The sequence below is a fragment of the Stappia stellulata DSM 5886 genome (assembly GCF_000423705.1).
Classification (GTDB): Bacteria; Pseudomonadota; Alphaproteobacteria; order Rhizobiales; family Stappiaceae; genus Stappia; species Stappia stellulata.
On the sequence record NZ_KE384083.1, the window covers coordinates 387195 to 403170 of the forward strand.

Consider the following 15976-nt stretch of genomic DNA (forward strand, 5'->3'; position numbering starts at 1 on the left):
CTGGCGCAGCCTCCGATGCAGGTCAAATCACACGCATGACAGCGGGCCTATTGTTCGCCCTGCCAAACGCCCTTGCCCTTGAGGGCGTCGGCGACTTCCTTGGGCATGTAGTTCTCGTCGTGCTTGGCCAGAACATTGTCGGCGCGAAAGACCCCGTCGGGTGCAATCACGCCCTCGGTGACCACGCCCTGCCCTTCTCGAAAAAGGTCCGGCAACAGTCCGACATAGACAACATCGACCGTTTCCACGGTGTCGGTGACCTTGAAGCGAACCTGTGCATTCTCGCCGCGCTGCACGCTTCCGTCGGCGACGAGCCCGCCAAGGCGGATCCGCTGGCCGTCCGGAAGACCGCCGGCCACGATGTCGCTCGGGCTCTGGAAGAAGACGATCCTGTCGTTCAGGGCGAAAAGGATCAGGCCGACCGCAACGGCAAGCACACTGCCGGCCGCGGCGATCATGGTAAGACGTCTTTGTTTGCGCGTCATGTCAGTCCCGGTGCGATCCCATCAACGACGCCCCCGCGCCCCGTTTCGAAACTCAAGACCCGCCACCAAGGTCGCGTGCCAGGGATTTTACCTGCGCAACCGCTGCCGGATCGCTCTTCAGGGCCTCTTCGGCCCGTGTCGCCGTATCGCGCAGCCGGTCGGCATCGCCCAGCACCGCGACGGCGCGCATCAGCCGCAACCATTCATCAGCCGTGCCGCCCTCCTCCGACAGACGCGTGTCGAGCCGGTCAACCATCCCGCGGATCATTTCGGAGCGATCCTCCGCGTTCATCTGCGCGGCCGCGGCGATCTCGTCCTGGCTCGGTCCCGGCGCGGCGGCAACCGGTGGCGGCGCCTCGACCCCGAGTTTGGCAAGCTCGACCCGCACCGCCTCGGCCCAGGCCTCGCCGCCCTGCGCATCGTCCAGCAACGCGGTCCACGCGGCAACCGCGTCTTCCTTGCGGTTTTCCTGGGTCAGGGCAAGTGCCAGGAAAAAGCGTGGCTTGATCGCGCTTGGGTCCAGCGCCACGGCGCGCTCGAAGGCTTCGCGGGCATCCACGCCGACGATGCCGTTGTTGGCGATCACCAGTGCTTCACCGCGATCGGTTTCCCGGCGCACGGTCGATCCCAGGATCCGAATGGCAGCTGCATAGGCAGCAGCAGCGTCCGCGGCGCGGCCAAGCCGCATGTAGGCCGGCGCGATGACATCCCATCCGCGACCGTCGGACGGTTCTTCGGCGAGACGCTGCTCGACCCGCGCCACCAGATCCGGAAGAGAACGGTTGAGAACGGGCGCCTCGAGACGCGCGACAAGCGGCTGGTCCGGCAAATCCGGCGAGCCGATGGAGGTATAGAGCCCGATTGCGCCAAGCGGAACCGCGATCACGGCCAGGATCTGCGCAAAGCGCAATCCGGCGCGCGACGAGGTGCGCGCAGCGGCGCCGCCTTCCTTCGCTTCGCCGACGTCGGCCTCTGCGGTATCCGCGGCAATCAGCCGGCGGGCGATTTCCGTGCGCGCGGCTTCCGCCGCTTCCTCGGAGATCAGTCCGCGATCGAGATCACGGTCAACTTCGCCAAGCTGGGCCTTGTAAACCTCGACATCGTAAGCGCCGGACTCACGCTGGCCCCGACCGGAACGCGTCAGGGGAACCAGCACCGAAAGGGCAGCTGCAACCGCCAGAACGGAGAATACAATCCAAATCATCATGACGAGCATATAGACCGCGACTTGCGGCTTTCCGCAAGCAAAACCGGACTGTGACAGGGCGTCGCGGGCAAGTGTCGCAGGTCAGCCGGTCGCGGTTCGCGCCTTCGGTTTTGTCGCAAGCGCCGTTTTGCGGCTGCGGCGCAACTGATCGGCATATTCCTTGCCGAAATAGCTTTCGCACAGACCGATTGCGGCATCGACGGCAACCAGATGGGCCTTGCGCGCACCATCGACGGTGTCCGGCAGAGCGGAGAGCAGCGCGCGGGTCTTGATTTCCAGCGACTGATCGAGCGCCGTGCGTGTCCGCGCGGTGATTTCATTCACGGCAAGGTTGTCGGCGGCGTCGCGCATCTTGTCGAGCAGCATCATGCCGCGCTGCGCCTCTTCAATCGCCGCCATGTCGGTCTTCGGTTCCCCGATCTCGTCAAGCTTGGGCACGAGGAGTGCGCGCCGCACATTGCCGGTCATCGCCTCCAGCTCGCGCGTGACCAAGGCCGACACGGAGCGCCGGGTCAGTGCCATGCGTTGCTGCCACGAGCCGGATTCGGCAAGATCGTAATGGCGATCGATTGTCTTCATAAGCCGGCAGTAGGCGTTCAGCGCTTCGGCAAAATCCTCGTTCGAACAGGCACCACAGGCAATCGCGGAATACCGCTCGACTTCCGAAAACGCCATTTCGGCAAAAACGGCATAGGAAGACGCAGCCATTTTCTTGATCGACGTCGAGCCGACGAGATTCGCCGTCAGGGACAGCAACATGTCTGCGACTTCCACGCGGCTGAGCACGACCGATGCGATCAACGGCGCCTGCTCGGCATGCCGGTCCATGACAGCCTTGATCCGGATGAGCGACGGGCTTCCGCTCTTGAAGTCCCATTCCGTCAGGCGGTCGGGCAGGCTCTCGCGCAGGGCGTCGAGCCAGGGGCGCGCCTGCAGTGCGGCACGAATGTCGTCGAGATCGCGCAACGCCCGTTCACCACCGACAAGCATCGCGATTTTCTGATGTGCCCGGTCATCGGAATGTGCTTCGGCCAACGCGGCAGATATCAGTGGAATCGCATATTCGCGCAAATCCTCGGCGAGCGTGGCCACCTCGTCCGCCTCTGTTTCGACCCGCATGGAAACGCTCTCGGCACTCGAGAACTGCTCAGGCGCGACGTCGCGGGACAACCAGGTCCAGATCAGCGGGAGGCTCGCGCGGTTGATCCGGCCGGGAACCTTGCCCGTCAGTCCCGCCTCGGCCAGGAGGTCCTCGATCGGCAGGTAAAACGCCCGTTGCAACCGGCCCTCGCGCGGTTCGCCGCCCAGCACGAGCGTCTTCGTGGAGCGCACGGCGTTCAGGCAGGCGTCGAGTATGAGATCGAGGTGGGGGTCGGCGGAGCCTTGCGAGCGCGCATGCTCGAGGCCACGCAACAACGTCTGGATCGCACGCGGAGAGAGCGCATCCAGGTACGATTTTATCTTCAATGTCAGATGGTGCCGGTCAGGCATTTTTTCCGCTCGCAACCCAGGCGTAGACACGTCGCAGCGAAACCGTCGCAGAAAAGGATTAAACAAGTGTTGGCAAGGGATTCCGCCCTGTCGCACGCATAAAACGCCGCTACGTAAGCCATGCGGCGCGCACGGCGCGGTCAGGTGATCGGTTGCCAGGTCCCCGTTTCGCCGCGGCAGGCCGCCCCGCGCAGCGAGCTTTCACGCTCGTCGATCAGCACGATGTGGGTGTAGTCGCGGCACACGATGTTGTTCACCTGGTAGTTCGGGCCCGTCACGACCCGCCCGCGCGCGCCGCTGGTGCGGTTGCGCCATTCGACGGTTTCGCCCGTGCGGTCGACGTCGAGCGCGCCCCGCAGCGCGGTCGCCGCTGCCCGGCGGTCCGCGTCGGACATTGCCTGGCCGACTTCGGTCTTGAGAAGATCCGCCAACGCCCGGTCGGCTTCCGACTGCGGCACGGCCTGGGCGCTGAACGCACTGCCGAACAGGCCGTCACCGACGACCACGGGCCCGGTCGCGCCGGTCCCCTGCGAACTGGTGCATCCGGCCGCAAAGGCAGCAAGGCCAACAGCCAGCACAAGCCTGAACGCGTTCATTCCAAGTTCCCCATCCATGCAGGCCCCGGTCCGGATCCTGACGTCAACGCCCCGTTTTCATCGCCACCGCGCGTATTTGCAGCGGCTGCGCCGCCGCTCGCGGTCGTGTCCGGCAAAATGCAGAGGTTACACGCATTTGTGGCCGAACTGCGTCTGGCAACAGCAGGGAGTCTCATGCCTCGTTCCGGCGTGCGGTCCCCGCCGCGGCCCCTTCGAGCATCGGCAAAAGAAGCGAGGCGCGCAACCCGCCCGACGGAGAAGGAGACAGCTCGAGCTCACCGCCGTAGAGAGTTGCCAGATCGACGACAATGGACAGACCGAGCCCGGTTCCCGGCACGGTCTCGTCCAGGCGCCGCCCCCGCTTCAGCGCTTCGGACCGCTGATCCGGAGAAAGCCCCGGACCGTCGTCGGACACACGAATGGCGAGACGCTCCGGCCCCGGCCCGTGAAGTCGCTCGAGCGAGACCTCGACCCGGGTCGCCGCCCATTTGCAGGCGTTGTCGATCAGGTTTCCGGCCATTTCCTCAAGGTCATGCTCCTCGCCGCGAAACCGCACGCCCCTGTCGCCGGAAAGCGATAGATCCAGATCGCGCTCGCCATGGATCTTCGCCATAACCTTCACCAGCCGACCGAGCACCGGTGTCACCTCGCTGGAAACGCCGATGACGCGCCGTTGAGCGGCCATGCGGGCCCGCTCAAGATGCTGGTTGACCTGGGCGCGCATCACGGCGGCCTGTTCGCCGATCTTTTGCGCATCCGGCACCTGTCCCGCGCGAACCTCGTTGCCGATGACGCTCAGCGGCGTCTTCAGGGCATGCGCCAGATTGCCGACGTGAGTGCGGGCCCGTTCCACGACTTCGCGGTTGGAGCGCACGAGGGCATTGAGTTCCTGCGCCAGCGGCCGGAGGTCGGGTGGAAGGTCCTCCTCGACGGTCTCCGCGTCGCCCCGCCGCACGGCGGCGAGCGAACCGCGAAGCATCGCCACCGGGCGCAGGCCGATGCGCACCTGGAGCACGATCGCGCCCACCAGTCCGATACCGAGGATGAGAAGCGTCAGCGTCACCTGCCCTGCAAATGTCGCCTCGCGCTCGCGCAGTTCCTGCGTGTCCCCGGCAACGGCAATCCGGTAAGCGGCAGCCTCTGCAAAGATGATACGCCGTTGAAGGACCCGCAGTTCCGCGCCGCGCGGACTGACGATCACGGAACGCAGTTCTCCGTCGACGGGGAGATCGGGCAAGTCCAGCCTGTCGCCAAACAGCGAGAGGGAAGAAAACAGCACCTTGTCGCTGCGGGCATCGAGTACGACCCAGTACCAGCCCGAAGCAGGCAGGTCGAAACGCGGCTCGCCGAGGTTTCCAGGTTCCGCCGGGGCGCCCGGCGTGCCGCCGGCCATCTCGCCGACGATTGCCTTTACATAAACGTCGAGACGGGCATCGAAGGCGCGCTCGCTCGCCTCGCGATAGAGTGCGACCAACACGAAACCGGCGACCACGATGGCCGTCGCGGACCAGACGGCGGCAACCGAAATCAGCCGCGCAGCGAGTGAGCGGTTGCGCAGCACGCCAAAAAACCGACGCGCGCCCGCTTCGGTCGGTTCAGCCATCCGCCTCGCCGATCCGGTATCCGAGGCCGCGAACGGTTTCGATCAACCCGGTGTCGAATTTCTTCCGCAAACGTCCGACGAAGACCTCGATCGTGTTGGAATCGCGGTCGAAGTCCTGATCGTAAAGATGCTCGATCAATTCCGTGCGCGAGACGATGCGGCCCTTGTGATGCATCAGATAGGAGAGCAGGCGGAACTCATGGGAGGTCAGCTTCACCGTGGTGCCGTTCTCGGTCACCTTGCCGGCGCGCATGTCGAGACGCACCTCGCCCACCGCGATCTCGTTGCTCGCATGCCCGGCGGCGCGGCGCAGAAGCGCGCGCAGACGCGCGACCACTTCTTCCATGTGAAAGGGCTTGGCGACATAGTCGTCCGCGCCAGCGTCGATACCGGCCACCTTGTCCGACCATCGATCGCGCGCGGTCAGAATCAACACAGGCATGGTCCGCCCGTCGCGCCGCCAGCGTTCAAGGACGCTCAGTCCGTCGAGCACCGGCAGGCCGAGATCGAGCACGACGGCGTCATAGGGCTCCGTGTCGCCGAGAAAATGCCCTTCCTCACCGTCCGCCGCGCTATCGACGACATATCCCGCTTCTTCCAGCGCCTCACGGAGCTGACGATTGAGATCCGCGTCGTCTTCCACCACCAGCAATCGCATTTTTTTGCAAAATCCCTTTCTGAAAGCCTTGATGTCAGCGCAAGATCCGGCCGCTTTGCGCATCGACCACACGGTTGTCGACGCGCCCGCCGCTCAGGACCGAGAGCACATAGACCAGCCGTCCGCCCTCGCGACACAAGTCCGCACGCACGATCTCGCCCCCAACCGATCCGGCCACGCGCCCGAGCGGGAGCGCCTGGCCGTTCGCGACGGCCGCACGGGCCTGCGACTGGTCGAGACACTGCGCCTGGGCGAACCCGGGCACGGCAACAGCGAGCACCGCCGCGAAAGCGAACGCGGAGAGTGCGGAGCGGAAGGCTCTTGAGAGCCGGGCGGGGCGATATCTGTGCATGCACGATCCCTAGCCGATTTCCTGTGAATAGCACATGAACGGGTCCTTCAAGAACCCGAAAGACTGCGCAGCGGCGCGCCGGTTTCCGGCTCACGCCTCCGGGCCGGAACCTGGCCGCGCGCGCGTCGCGCGCACCGCTCCCTGAAGGCCGTCGACGAGAAACAGGGAAAGCAGAATCGCCCCCGCCCATTCATCGAGCGGCGACGGCAGGGCGGCGACACTCCAGGCAAAGGCGAAGATGCTGTCGGCGATCACCGCCGACCACCAGATCCCCAGCGGCACGACGAACATCAGCCGCCCCAGCCGCGCCGCGGTCCAGAAACGTCCCTGCTCGGCCAGGAGAACGGCGCGGGCATGACCGCGGGCCTCCATTTCGGCACGGATCGAGCGTGCGGCGAGATCGGCGGAGAGGCGTTCGCTTTCGCTACGCGCGGCAACCCGGCGGTCGAAATGCGTAAGCACCGCACGCAGCAGCGGACCGGTCAGCCATTGCAGCAGGACGGTCATGACCGCCCCCTGCGCCAGGCCGGCGGTCCGGATGTGACGTGGCGCAGCACGATGTTCGCGACATTCACGCCGACGACCAGCCAGAGCGCGGTCGGCGGCGACAGATGTGCGCTCCAGTCGACATCGGCAAGATAGCGCAGGACTTCCAGCGCGATGATGCCGACAGCGGCGGCCAGGTTCAATAACAGCGTCTTCCAGCCATGCATGGGCTGTCCTTTCCTGTTGGAACAATGCGCGGAAATACGTCTCAGCGCGCGCTGGCGCGCCAGCGCCGCCATGTGGTGCGGGCAGCCTTCACAAGGCCGATGCCCAGTCCGAGCAGTCCGAGCAGTCCCGCCAGAAGCGGCAGGCCGGGCGAACGACGGGCCGACCCGCGATCCGCGTCTTTCGCCCGCAACCGTCGTTCGGCCACCGCCCGCGTCTTCGGGCCAAAGAGACCATCGACGGCAAGCGGAGGGTGATCGCGCTGGAAGGCACGCGTCGCGCTCGTGAAATCCGTTCCGGCATAGCCCAGCGCCGCGAGCATTCCGGCGCCCTCGCCGCCCGCCGCCAATGCGGATCCGTCCGCTTTTGGCTGCGTGGCAAGGCCTGGATAACGCCCGGTCAGGAGCAGATGCGCCTCTTCCCGACGCCGGCGCACCAGTCCCGGGAGTTTGCGCCCTCTTGCGGTGTTGTAATTGTCGCGCAGGATCGCGGCGGCCCTGGCCGCGTCACCGGCCTTCAACGCCCGCGCCCAGCGCCAGGTCAGCGCCCGGGGGCCGAGGTTGTAGGCGACGGAACAGGCGGCGTCGTGCTGGTGCTGGGGAAGGTCGCCGAGGCGCCCCCTGACCGCTGCGCCGTATTCCTCGTCGACCAGCCGCGCCAGGATTGCATCCGCGTCGGTGCGCGAGATCGCGTCGCCAAGGCGCAGCGCGCGACCGTGCCGCGTCTTCCACCATGCGGAGAAGATGCGCGAGCGCATGGTAAAGCCGTAACCGATCGTGAGAACACCGACCGGATCGCGGTAGGCGGTCGATACGAACCCTTCGTGACCGGCGATGAACGCCAGCCCCAACCTGCTGATTTTCATGGATTTCTCCCACTTCCCACACGGCACGGGCCAGCCGTGCAGCGCTTCAAACGACGAGGGTTTCCACACCCTCGATCCCCGGCCCGACCGCGTCGGAAATCTGGCGCACGCGCAACACGAACACGGACTGCGGCGCACCGAAGACCGAGATTTCCTCGCCTTCGGACAAGATGGCCGAGGGCGCAGCCACCTCCCGCGACCACAGCACGGCGCCGCCCGCATCGAGCAACTCCGCCAGATAGGCTTCGCGTGCCTCGCCGAGCGGAACATCGACCGTGTTCCATGCATCGCCGCCGGTCCGCGTGCGCCGGATCCAGGAGAAGACGACGCCGCTTCCGGAGACGCGCCTTGCGGCAAGATGCACCGGCGACAGGGGCCTCAGCGCGCGCGCGTCCCAGACATGCGCCACGTCCTTGCGCGCAACACTGTCGAGCGGCAGGCCCGACGGCAGCACCGCATAGGTGAACGGCAGACCGATCTCGTCGAGCGAGGCCGGAAGCGGCACGACGGCATCGTCCAGCAAGGCGCCTCGCGCGCCGGCCGCCACCTCCCGCGCGGCGGCCCGCTCGGTCCCCAGAACCCCACGCAGGAGCGTGCCGAGCCGGTAGCGACGCGGACCGATCAATTCGGCCCGGGCAAACTGCAACACCTCCACGTCCCCGTCCGCGCCGACGATGGCAAGCGGATTGGCTCCGCCGAGCACCTGGTTTTCAGGCACCTGCGACAAGGTTCCGGAGGAGACTTCCACATCGACCTCGCTCACCCGGTCCCAGCGCGCCACCGGCCCCGCCGGCAGGGCGGTCAGCGTTTTCACCAGAAGGGCCGGCGCGGTCAATTGGACGTGAAAGACAGGCGAACCGCCTCCACGCACGCGAAAAACATCGACCGCCCCCGGCCAGGGCGCGGCAAAGGCGGCAATCCGCGGTGAGGCCGCCTGCGTGTCGCCCGGCAGTGTCGGAAGATCGAGGATCAGCACGTCCGCCGCACCGGTCGCGGCGACCACGGAGCGCGGGCGCGCCTCCCCGCCCAGACTGCGGGCCCTCAACGCAACCGGAGCCCGGGTCGCGCGCGCGCTCAGACGACGCGTCTCCCCGTCCTCCACCGCCTCGATGCGATAGAATGCATCCCGCCCGCGCCCCGCCGCCTGATCGGCCGCCAGCGTGATCACGTCGCCGGGCTCCAGTTCCAACCGTCCCGGCGACAGGGAAAACGACACCTCCTCGCGCGCGCCCCAGCGTGCCAGCAACAGCTGATCCGCAAGGCCGGCCGCCAGGGCCGGATCGAGGGCGGCGGCAAGATCGATCTGCTCCACCCGGGCGCTGTGCCCCTCCCGGCGTTTCGAGGAAATGACATAGCGGCGATGCCCGCGCGCTGCGTCCCGCGCGGCAATGCGGATTTCCGCCGGCAGATCCGCGTCCTGTGCGCGCCGAACCGTGGCCGAGGCCGTCGTGTCACGGTCGACGGCCAGATCCGCCTCTTCAAGACGGGCGACCGGCGGCGTCCATCGCGGCAGGAATGCGATCTCCTGACCGCGATCCACGGCGACGGCACCGGCGGCATCGAGAAGCGGCGCAAGCACATTCCTCAGAGCTTCCGGACCCGACACGGCCGTCCCGTCGAGCGTCCCGGGCAGGTCTCCTGTCATCAGCGCGCCGTCGGGCACGCCGAAATCGGCCGCGAGCGCGCGCGCCAGGCCGGCAACCGACACACTGCCCAGGCGCCCGCTCAGCCAGTGACCGGCCCGCCAGTTCACACCGTCGGCCCAGATATCCGTCTGGCTGGGAAACGCTGGAAAGGGCCGCGCATCCCAGCTCCACAGATAGAGGTGCCCGGCATCGACCATCGGCGCGCCATAAAGCGGCGAGGCCGGATTGTCGCCGGGCGCGAGGTCGGGATGCGCGCCGGTCCACCACGCCAGGACGGTTTCCAGCGTCCGCCGCTGGATGAGATCGTCGCGCCCGCCGTTGGAGAAATGCGGCCATGCCGCCTCCGACGACTTGGCGTCGAAAAAGAGATTCGGCTGGTTCGCGCCTTTATCGATGGCCGGCACGCCGAGTTCGGTGAACCAGATCGGCTTCGATCCCGGCACCCATGGCGTGGCCGGGCCGACCTCCACGCCGGCGGCGCGCTCGACATGCGGGTTCGACCACCAGCCGGCGAGGTCCTTGGCACGATAGACCCAGGGCTTGCCGTAGGCGCCGTCGGTAATGGGGGTGCGCATGCCGGCCGCGCGCGCGGCATCGTCGGCATAATACCAGTCGTAATCCTCGCCCCCGGCGATGGCCGCGCGCAAAACGCTGCGGTCATAGGGATTGGTGTTGCCGGCCGGATCGCCGCCGTCTCGCGCATCGGCAAGCGGAAAATAGGCATTGATCCCGACCGCATCGACATTGGCATCCGCCCACAGGGAATCGAGCGGAAACCGCAAGTCGCCACCGCCCGGTTGATGGGCGCCATATTCGCTCCAGTCCGCGGCATAGCTCACCTTCGCGCCCGGAAGCACACTCTTCACGTCGGCGGCAAGCGTCTTGAGCACATCGACGAAGGGATAGCTTCCCCCGCCCGCACCAAGCCGGGTCAGGCCCCGCATTTCCGAACCGAGCAGGATCGCATCGACCCCGCCGGCAACGGCGGCCAGATGAGCGTGATGCAGGACAAAGCGGCGAAACGACCATTCCGCCGGCCCCGAATATCCGACGCCTTGGGCGTGAGGAAGAAAATGCCCGACCTGCGCGGTTCCCGCGAAGGCGGCGACCTCGCCCGCCACAGCCGCCGTTCCCTCCGGAGATCCGGCCACCCCCGGCGCGAGCGACGCCGTGATCCTGCCGCGCCAGGGATGGGCTGCCTGTTCGCTGCCGCCATAGGGATCGGACAGGCCACTGCCGGCGGGAATGTCCATCAGGATGAAGGGATGAAGCGTAACCTGGATCCCGCGGGCGGCAAGATCGCGGATTGCAGCGATCACGGAGGCATCTGCCGGCGTGCCGCCATAGGCGGGACGTCCTTCATGCAGGCTGACGGTCGCGGCGGTGGCCGTGCTCTCGCCGGAGACCTGCCATACGGCGCCCTGAACCCCTCCTCCGGTCGTTTCCACGCGCGGGCGGATGGTGCAGGCGTTGCACCTGAGATCGTCGCCGAACCACGAAACGACAAGCGCCACCCGTTCCAAGTTGGGGCAGACCGCAAGCAATTCGTCAATGGAGGCGGACCAGTTGCTCGGTGCATGCGAGATATGGCGGTTGATTGTTTCGGTGACCCCCGGCCGCACGCTGCGCGTCACCGGTTCGGTCGCATAGACGAACTCCCCCGCACCCGGGATCACCGTCATGGCGCGAACCATCGGTTCCAGCGGCTCGATCGAGCGAACGACCTCGAAGGTCAGTTGCGGAAGACGGTCGCCATAAAGATCCAGCGGCAGGCGCTCGAACACGACATAGGCGGTGTTGCGATAGGCAGGCGATGCGCCTTGCAGTGCAGAAACGAGCGGATCCGGCGCCTGACCGGCGGTGCCGTGATGGATGCGCCAGGTGACGCCGTCGAGTTCCATCGGCTTTCCGTCCGCCCAGATGGTGCCGACATGGCTGATCGGGCCTTGCGCCAGCGCCACGGCGAAATTCGCGTAGTAGCGATAGGTCCGTGAGGTGGTGCGCGGGGCACCGCCGCCCTTGCCGCCGCTTGTTTCTTCCCGGACCTCCTCCTCGAACCGGGTGGCCCAGATGATCTGGCCGGCAAGGCGCACGCGGCCGTAGACCATCGGCAGGCTCGCCCCCTCGACCGAGGACTGCACCGAAAGGTCTTCCAGCCGCCGTCCCTCGGTCCTGCGGGTGGCGCCGAACAGGTTCTGGTCGAGCGCGTAGCCGGCAATGGCGCCGGCCGCCTGGCCCAGGATGGCGCCGGCTCCGCCGAGAAGGGAGCCGCCGATCACCTTGCCCGCGGCCGCCAGTACTAAGGTTGCCATGAAGCCACTCCGGGAAAGAGAAATGCACCGGCGATACGCCGTCGCCAGGCGGGAACGAGCGGGCTTTCGGTCACGCAAATCCCCTCATACGCATGGATCATGCTCGCCGGGCCGCTCAGGATTGCAGCGTGTTTGACCAGCGCCCCGTCGCGCCAGCGAAACAGCAACATGTCGCCGGGGCCGGCCGTCTCGGGTGGAATTGGCTGCATGTGGCGGTTCGCCGCGCCAAGAAGTGTGTCCGCCCCGCCCTCCTCCGCCCAGCCCCGGGTGTAGGGCGGCGGCCGTTCGGGTTCTTCCCCGTAAAGGCTTCGCCAGACGCCGCGCACCAGCCCCAGGCAATCCGCGCCCGCGCCCTTGCAGCTTGCCTGATGGCGATAGGGCGTGCCGATCCACGCCCGCGCCTCGCGCAGGATGCAATCCCGTGTCACCATGATCGTGTCTCCCTGTGCCGAAACCTGGCTTGAACGCCGTTCGGCCGTGTCAATCGACCAAAGGCCCGCCATCGTTGTCGGCCGCGCCGCGGCTTGGATAGGCAAGCGCGAAGTCCGTTCCGGGCATATGCGGAAAGCCCTGGAAGTTCAGCGTGTTGGAAAATTTTTCCGTACAGGTGGCGAAGCGCTTGTCGCAACCGGCGGTGAGGCGCACGGCCGTTCCGGGCGCCGGCAGAACGGCGAGCGGGGCGAGAAGCGCAAGTGCCCGCACGCCGCTTTCGAGGCGGTCGGCGACGAGTTCGCCGGACAGCCCCGCATGCGGACCGTCGACAATCTCCAGCCGGCCGCCGGCAAACCAGTCGGTCGCGGGGCCGTCGACGCCCTCCACGTTCAGCGTTGCACCGTCGATGACCGAAAGCACCGTGCCCTCGCGGCGAAATCCGCCCGCGTCGAGATCGACCCTGCAACGCGCGTCGCCGAGATCCGCATCGCAAATGTGCGAAAAAACCCGCCCGCGCGGCTGGTCGAAGAGATGGGCGAGCCCGCGCAGCTCGGCGCGAAACGCCTTGCCGGAGCGGGTCACCTCGCCAATCTCCGCGCGCCGCATCAGGACGCGCACGTCGGGGTCGCGCCAGTCGACCGCGAAAACCTCGACCGCCGCGCCGTCCCACAGCCCTCCGGCGAGATCCGTGTCGGAAATTGCCGGCGACGACAGGATGCCGGCCACTTCGGCGGTGCCGGCGGCGAAGTCAGGTTCCAGCGTGACAGCCGTGGTCTCAAGCCCGAGATCGGGACGAAACGTCCCTCCATCGAAAGCGATTTCACGGTCATGATCGGTAAAGCCGAACACCGTGCCGTCGCGACGGGTGATCCGCCAGCACGTCGCGCGGGTGGTGGCGGCGCCGGCAAACCGGGCCGCCGTTTGCGGCGAAATCGTCTTCATCGGATGTCAGGCCTCCGCGTCCGGGTCGACTTCGACAAGCGGGATCGTGGGAACGCGCCCCGCCTCCACATGGGTCAGGCCGAGTTCCAGCCGGTCGGTGTCGAAACGCACCGGCACGTCGAACCGGAACCCCGCCGTCACCTGAACCCCGGACGCCGGAGGTCCGGCCGCAAGTGCCACGGTGCCGGTCGCCGGATCGCAGGTGAAATCCGTCCCCGCCGCCAGTTCCACCCCGTCGAGGGCGACGCGCACGCTGCCGTCCACCGGCTTGGCGATCGGCCGCTTGCGGATGAAATCGCCGCTGCCATAGGTCTTGGTCAGCGCAAAACTCGACGCGGCCCCGTCGGCTGTCGCCAGAAGACAGTCAAGCGGTGTCACCGTGTCCCCGCTTGCGGCGGAGGTGTTGTCGAAGGGATCGCGGAACCGAAACCCGTAAAGACGCCCGTGCATGCGTTCGAAGAAGGCCGCCACCGCCTGGAGATCTGCAAGCGACCGCACGCCGGTGCCGGCATCGTAGCGGCGTCGCGACCCCGCCCAGCGCGCATTGCGGGCTTCCGCGCCCGACGCCAGCGCCACCACTTCGGTGCGCCATTGCGGACCGCCGGTTGCGCCAAAGGCGATCCCGAGCGGAAACCGCTCCTCCAAGAATGCCGGCATAGGCGTGCCTCCCGCGTTCGGCGATCCATCGACGAGGCTGTGCAAAAAACCTCGGACAAATGCCTGGTTTGATCTTGCTCAAAGCACGACGGCTATGCGACGCGCATGGTGTTCCCAACAACGGAGGTACCGATTGCATGAGTCACGTTCCCCACGAGCTGCACGAAGAGTTCCCGGAAAAGACAGAGGCGCTGCATGCGCTCAAGCTTTCCAACGCGCACTTCGCGAAACTCGCGGATGAGTATCATGCGGTAAACCGCGAAATTCACCGCATCGAGACAGACGTCGAACCCGCATCCGACGAGGCTCTGGAAGAGCTCAAGAAGAAGCGGCTTCATCTGAAGGACGAAATCGCGGCGCTTCTCGCCGCTGCCTGAAACGCCGGCGCCTGAGCCCCTCCTCTTCAGGCCCGACGTCAAAGCCCGCGCCGTCCCCGTCCGACGGCGCGGGCTACCATTGTCTGGATCTGCGCTTCGGATCGAGCAAAGCTCTCCGCATCCCGCGTCTCCACATTGAAGACGATCGGCGGCATGGCCGCAGCCCCCCCGGCCCCGCTGACGCCAAGCCGCCCGTGCGCATCGCGCGCCAGCGGCAGGATCGCCTCCGCGCCCGCTTCGCCCATCACGCCGGTCGACGCGCTGCCGCCACCGGCCTTGCCCAGCGGAAAATAGGTCGGCGACGCCACGACGCCGCCCTTGGCGAAGGGCAAGATCCCCTTTCCCGGCGACAGGAAGCTCGACGCCAGCCCCGTCGCGAAACTGCCAAGGCCCTGCGCCAGCCCCTTCTCGAGCTGGCCCATCGCCGTTTTCAGGGCCATGTCGGAGAGCGACAGTGCGATGGAGCGAAACACCGCATCCAGCGCCTTGCCGTTCCTGACGGCCTGCGTGAGGCCATCCGACAGCGCGGATGCGATCTGTCTGGAGGCGATGTGGATGTCGCCCATGGTCCGCTTCAGGTCTTCCGCCTCCCTTGCGGGCAGATCCAGGGTGGCTTGCGTGGTCTCGGTCATGGCGTGTCTCCGTCGGGAAAGCGGTGCATCAGTGCCTCAAGGCGTTTGCGCGACAACATCGGGCGGCCGCCGGAGGGCCGGCCCAGCGCGGCCGCAATCTCGCGCGGGGTCGCGGCCCACATGGTCCTTGGCGACCAGCCCAGTGTCACCAGACAGGCCCGGATGACATCGGCCCAGGGAAACGCCGCGGGCGGGGCATCGCCCGCGGCACTCAAGGGTTTGCGGGATCATGCGCCTCCGGTGCGCCCGTCGCTTGCCCCTGATCGCCACAAAAGGTGACATGAAGCAGCCGGGCCGCCACACGGGTAAGCGCGGGCAAGCCGCCGTCGATCTCCATGGCGAGGACCGCCGCGTCGTCGACCTCCTCCCCCGCGCCCCGCAAGCCGGCGCCGATGATGCGGGCGAGATCGCTTGCGGAAAATCGCCCCTGCCCGAAACGCTCCGCCAGGGCGGAGAGATCCGTGGCTGCGAAGGCGCTTTCCAGCTCTGCGAGCGCGCCAAGCGTGAGAACGAGCGTGCGGCGCCGGCCGCCGAGAACGGCGGAGACCTCGCCGCGATGCAGGTTTGTCATCGCCTAGCTCCCCGCAAACGTCAGTTCGCCGGCGGATTCCAGCGCGATCTCATAGGTCACCTCGCCGTCGTGGGTGCCGGAGTATTCCAGCCCCACGATCTGGAAGCGCCCGGCGATCGTTCCGAAATCCGGCACCACCACCTGCCAGTCGCGGATGATCCCGTCGAAGAACAGGCCGCGCACCGTTTCATCGGCGCTCGCATCACGAAAGATGCCGGAGCCGGACAGGCTCGCGGAACGGGTGCCGGCGCCCGCCAGAAGCTCGCGCCAACGGCCCGCGCTGTCGGCATCGGTGATGTCGACGCTTGCGGCATTGAGCGCGATGCGCCGTGCGCGCAGACCCGCCACCGTGGCGAATGTGCCGACACCGTCGGTGTCGCATTTCAACAAAAGGTCCTTGCCTGCCTGAGCGGCCATCGCATTCTCCCCTTTTCACATG

At 67.0% G+C, this 15976-nt stretch carries 19 protein-coding genes; 1 reads left to right on the top strand and 18 read right to left on the bottom strand.

Annotation, left to right across the window (positions count from 1 at the left end; genetic code table 11):
- Positions 1-47: 47 nt before the first annotated feature.
- The 14 genes from ccmE to G572_RS0118925 all read right to left on the bottom strand — a co-directional run bounded on the left by ccmE (position 48) and on the right by G572_RS0118925 (position 13957).
- Positions 48-485 (bottom strand): cytochrome c maturation protein CcmE, encoded by a 438-nt coding sequence (gene ccmE, locus G572_RS0118860; protein WP_029059809.1) that lies wholly within the window; start codon positions 483-485, stop codon positions 48-50.
- 52 nt (positions 486-537) lie between these two features.
- Positions 538-1692, bottom strand: a complete 1155-nt coding sequence (gene ccmI / locus G572_RS0118865) for a c-type cytochrome biogenesis protein CcmI (protein ID WP_029059810.1) — start codon at positions 1690-1692, stop codon at positions 538-540.
- Between the two features lie 81 nt (positions 1693-1773).
- Positions 1774-3183 carry a hypothetical protein gene (locus G572_RS0118870; protein ID WP_029059811.1) on the bottom strand — a complete coding sequence of 470 codons (1410 nt, stop codon included), beginning with the start codon at positions 3181-3183 and terminating at the stop codon, positions 1774-1776.
- A 140-nt stretch (positions 3184-3323) separates the two neighbouring features.
- On the bottom strand, positions 3324-3779 hold the full coding sequence (locus G572_RS25635) for an RT0821/Lpp0805 family surface protein (protein ID WP_051242738.1): 456 nt from the start codon (positions 3777-3779) through the stop codon (positions 3324-3326).
- Positions 3780-3951: 172 nt separating this feature from the next.
- Positions 3952-5382 (bottom strand): sensor histidine kinase, encoded by a 1431-nt coding sequence (locus G572_RS24695; protein ID WP_051242739.1) that lies wholly within the window; start codon positions 5380-5382, stop codon positions 3952-3954.
- Complete coding sequence (locus tag G572_RS0118885; protein WP_208979156.1) at positions 5375-6040, bottom strand: response regulator transcription factor; 666 nt, start codon at positions 6038-6040, stop codon at positions 5375-5377. The genes G572_RS24695 and G572_RS0118885 overlap by 8 nt, the downstream gene beginning before the upstream one ends.
- Before the next feature lie 34 nt (positions 6041-6074).
- Positions 6075-6392: a PepSY domain-containing protein gene (locus tag G572_RS0118890; RefSeq protein ID WP_208979157.1), complete on the bottom strand. Its 318-nt coding sequence runs from the start codon at positions 6390-6392 to the stop codon at positions 6075-6077.
- A 90-nt stretch (positions 6393-6482) separates the two neighbouring features.
- A complete protein-coding gene (locus tag G572_RS0118895) occupies positions 6483-6899 on the bottom strand; it encodes a hypothetical protein (protein ID WP_037547461.1) in 417 nt (138 codons plus the stop codon).
- The gene (locus G572_RS0118900; protein ID WP_029060256.1) at positions 6896-7105 is read right to left on the bottom strand and encodes a hypothetical protein; all 210 of its coding nucleotides are present in this window, start codon (positions 7103-7105) and stop codon (positions 6896-6898) included. The genes G572_RS0118895 and G572_RS0118900 overlap by 4 nt, the downstream gene beginning before the upstream one ends.
- A gap of 41 nt (positions 7106-7146) precedes the next feature.
- Positions 7147-7968, bottom strand: coding sequence for a lysozyme (locus tag G572_RS24700; RefSeq protein ID WP_051242743.1), 822 nt, complete (start codon positions 7966-7968; stop codon positions 7147-7149).
- A gap of 46 nt (positions 7969-8014) precedes the next feature.
- Entirely contained in the window at positions 8015-11926 is a 3912-nt protein-coding gene (locus tag G572_RS0118910; RefSeq protein WP_029059815.1) for a baseplate multidomain protein megatron, read from the bottom strand.
- Entirely contained in the window at positions 11914-12357 is a 444-nt protein-coding gene (locus G572_RS0118915; protein WP_029059816.1) for an NlpC/P60 family protein, read from the bottom strand. Before G572_RS0118915 ends, G572_RS0118910 begins: the two co-directional genes overlap by 13 nt.
- 49 nt (positions 12358-12406) lie before the next feature.
- Positions 12407-13300: a DUF2163 domain-containing protein gene (locus tag G572_RS0118920; RefSeq protein ID WP_029059817.1), complete on the bottom strand. Its 894-nt coding sequence runs from the start codon at positions 13298-13300 to the stop codon at positions 12407-12409.
- A gap of 6 nt (positions 13301-13306) precedes the next feature.
- Positions 13307-13957, bottom strand: coding sequence for a DUF2460 domain-containing protein (locus G572_RS0118925; RefSeq protein ID WP_029059818.1), 651 nt, complete (start codon positions 13955-13957; stop codon positions 13307-13309).
- Positions 13958-14094: 137 nt separating this feature from the next.
- Here G572_RS0118925 and G572_RS0118930 point away from each other — a divergent pair, with 137 nt between their 5' ends.
- Entirely contained in the window at positions 14095-14334 is a 240-nt protein-coding gene (locus G572_RS0118930; RefSeq protein WP_029059819.1) for an HP1242/YdcH family protein, read from the top strand.
- A gap of 38 nt (positions 14335-14372) precedes the next feature.
- Here G572_RS0118930 and G572_RS0118935 read toward each other — a convergent pair whose 3' ends face one another.
- Genes G572_RS0118935 through G572_RS0118950 form a run of 4 tightly spaced genes read right to left on the bottom strand, consistent with a single transcriptional unit; the run spans position 14373 to position 15954 of the window.
- Positions 14373-14966 (bottom strand): phage tail tape measure protein, encoded by a 594-nt coding sequence (locus tag G572_RS0118935; RefSeq protein WP_051242744.1) that lies wholly within the window; start codon positions 14964-14966, stop codon positions 14373-14375.
- Positions 14963-15181 (bottom strand): phage tail assembly chaperone, encoded by a 219-nt coding sequence (locus G572_RS0118940; RefSeq protein WP_029059821.1) that lies wholly within the window; start codon positions 15179-15181, stop codon positions 14963-14965. Before G572_RS0118940 ends, G572_RS0118935 begins: the two co-directional genes overlap by 4 nt.
- On the bottom strand, positions 15178-15537 hold the full coding sequence (locus G572_RS24705; protein WP_051242746.1) for a gene transfer agent family protein: 360 nt from the start codon (positions 15535-15537) through the stop codon (positions 15178-15180). Before G572_RS24705 ends, G572_RS0118940 begins: the two co-directional genes overlap by 4 nt.
- A gap of 3 nt (positions 15538-15540) precedes the next feature.
- The gene (locus tag G572_RS0118950; protein WP_029059822.1) at positions 15541-15954 is read right to left on the bottom strand and encodes a phage major tail protein, TP901-1 family; all 414 of its coding nucleotides are present in this window, start codon (positions 15952-15954) and stop codon (positions 15541-15543) included.
- Between the last annotated feature and the right edge of the window lie 22 nt (positions 15955-15976).

Coding starts and splice junctions, on each gene's coding strand:
- ccmE (WP_029059809.1), bottom strand. CDS start 485: ATGACGCGCAAACAAAGACGTCTTACCATGATCGCCGCGGCCGGCAGT.
- ccmI (WP_029059810.1), bottom strand. CDS start 1,692: ATGATGATTTGGATTGTATTCTCCGTTCTGGCGGTTGCAGCTGCCCTT.
- G572_RS0118870 (WP_029059811.1), bottom strand. CDS start 3,183: ATGCCTGACCGGCACCATCTGACATTGAAGATAAAATCGTACCTGGAT.
- G572_RS25635 (WP_051242738.1), bottom strand. CDS start 3,779: ATGAACGCGTTCAGGCTTGTGCTGGCTGTTGGCCTTGCTGCCTTTGCG.
- G572_RS24695 (WP_051242739.1), bottom strand. CDS start 5,382: ATGGCTGAACCGACCGAAGCGGGCGCGCGTCGGTTTTTTGGCGTGCTG.
- G572_RS0118885 (WP_208979156.1), bottom strand. CDS start 6,040: ATGCGATTGCTGGTGGTGGAAGACGACGCGGATCTCAATCGTCAGCTC.
- G572_RS0118890 (WP_208979157.1), bottom strand. CDS start 6,392: ATGCACAGATATCGCCCCGCCCGGCTCTCAAGAGCCTTCCGCTCCGCA.
- G572_RS0118895 (WP_037547461.1), bottom strand. CDS start 6,899: ATGACCGTCCTGCTGCAATGGCTGACCGGTCCGCTGCTGCGTGCGGTG.
- G572_RS0118900 (WP_029060256.1), bottom strand. CDS start 7,105: ATGCATGGCTGGAAGACGCTGTTATTGAACCTGGCCGCCGCTGTCGGC.
- G572_RS24700 (WP_051242743.1), bottom strand. CDS start 7,968: ATGAAAATCAGCAGGTTGGGGCTGGCGTTCATCGCCGGTCACGAAGGG.
- G572_RS0118910 (WP_029059815.1), bottom strand. CDS start 11,926: ATGGCAACCTTAGTACTGGCGGCCGCGGGCAAGGTGATCGGCGGCTCC.
- G572_RS0118915 (WP_029059816.1), bottom strand. CDS start 12,357: ATGGTGACACGGGATTGCATCCTGCGCGAGGCGCGGGCGTGGATCGGC.
- G572_RS0118920 (WP_029059817.1), bottom strand. CDS start 13,300: ATGAAGACGATTTCGCCGCAAACGGCGGCCCGGTTTGCCGGCGCCGCC.
- G572_RS0118925 (WP_029059818.1), bottom strand. CDS start 13,957: ATGCCGGCATTCTTGGAGGAGCGGTTTCCGCTCGGGATCGCCTTTGGC.
- G572_RS0118930 (WP_029059819.1), top strand. CDS start 14,095: ATGAGTCACGTTCCCCACGAGCTGCACGAAGAGTTCCCGGAAAAGACA.
- G572_RS0118935 (WP_051242744.1), bottom strand. CDS start 14,966: ATGACCGAGACCACGCAAGCCACCCTGGATCTGCCCGCAAGGGAGGCG.
- G572_RS24705 (WP_051242746.1), bottom strand. CDS start 15,537: ATGACAAACCTGCATCGCGGCGAGGTCTCCGCCGTTCTCGGCGGCCGG.
- G572_RS0118950 (WP_029059822.1), bottom strand. CDS start 15,954: ATGGCCGCTCAGGCAGGCAAGGACCTTTTGTTGAAATGCGACACCGAC.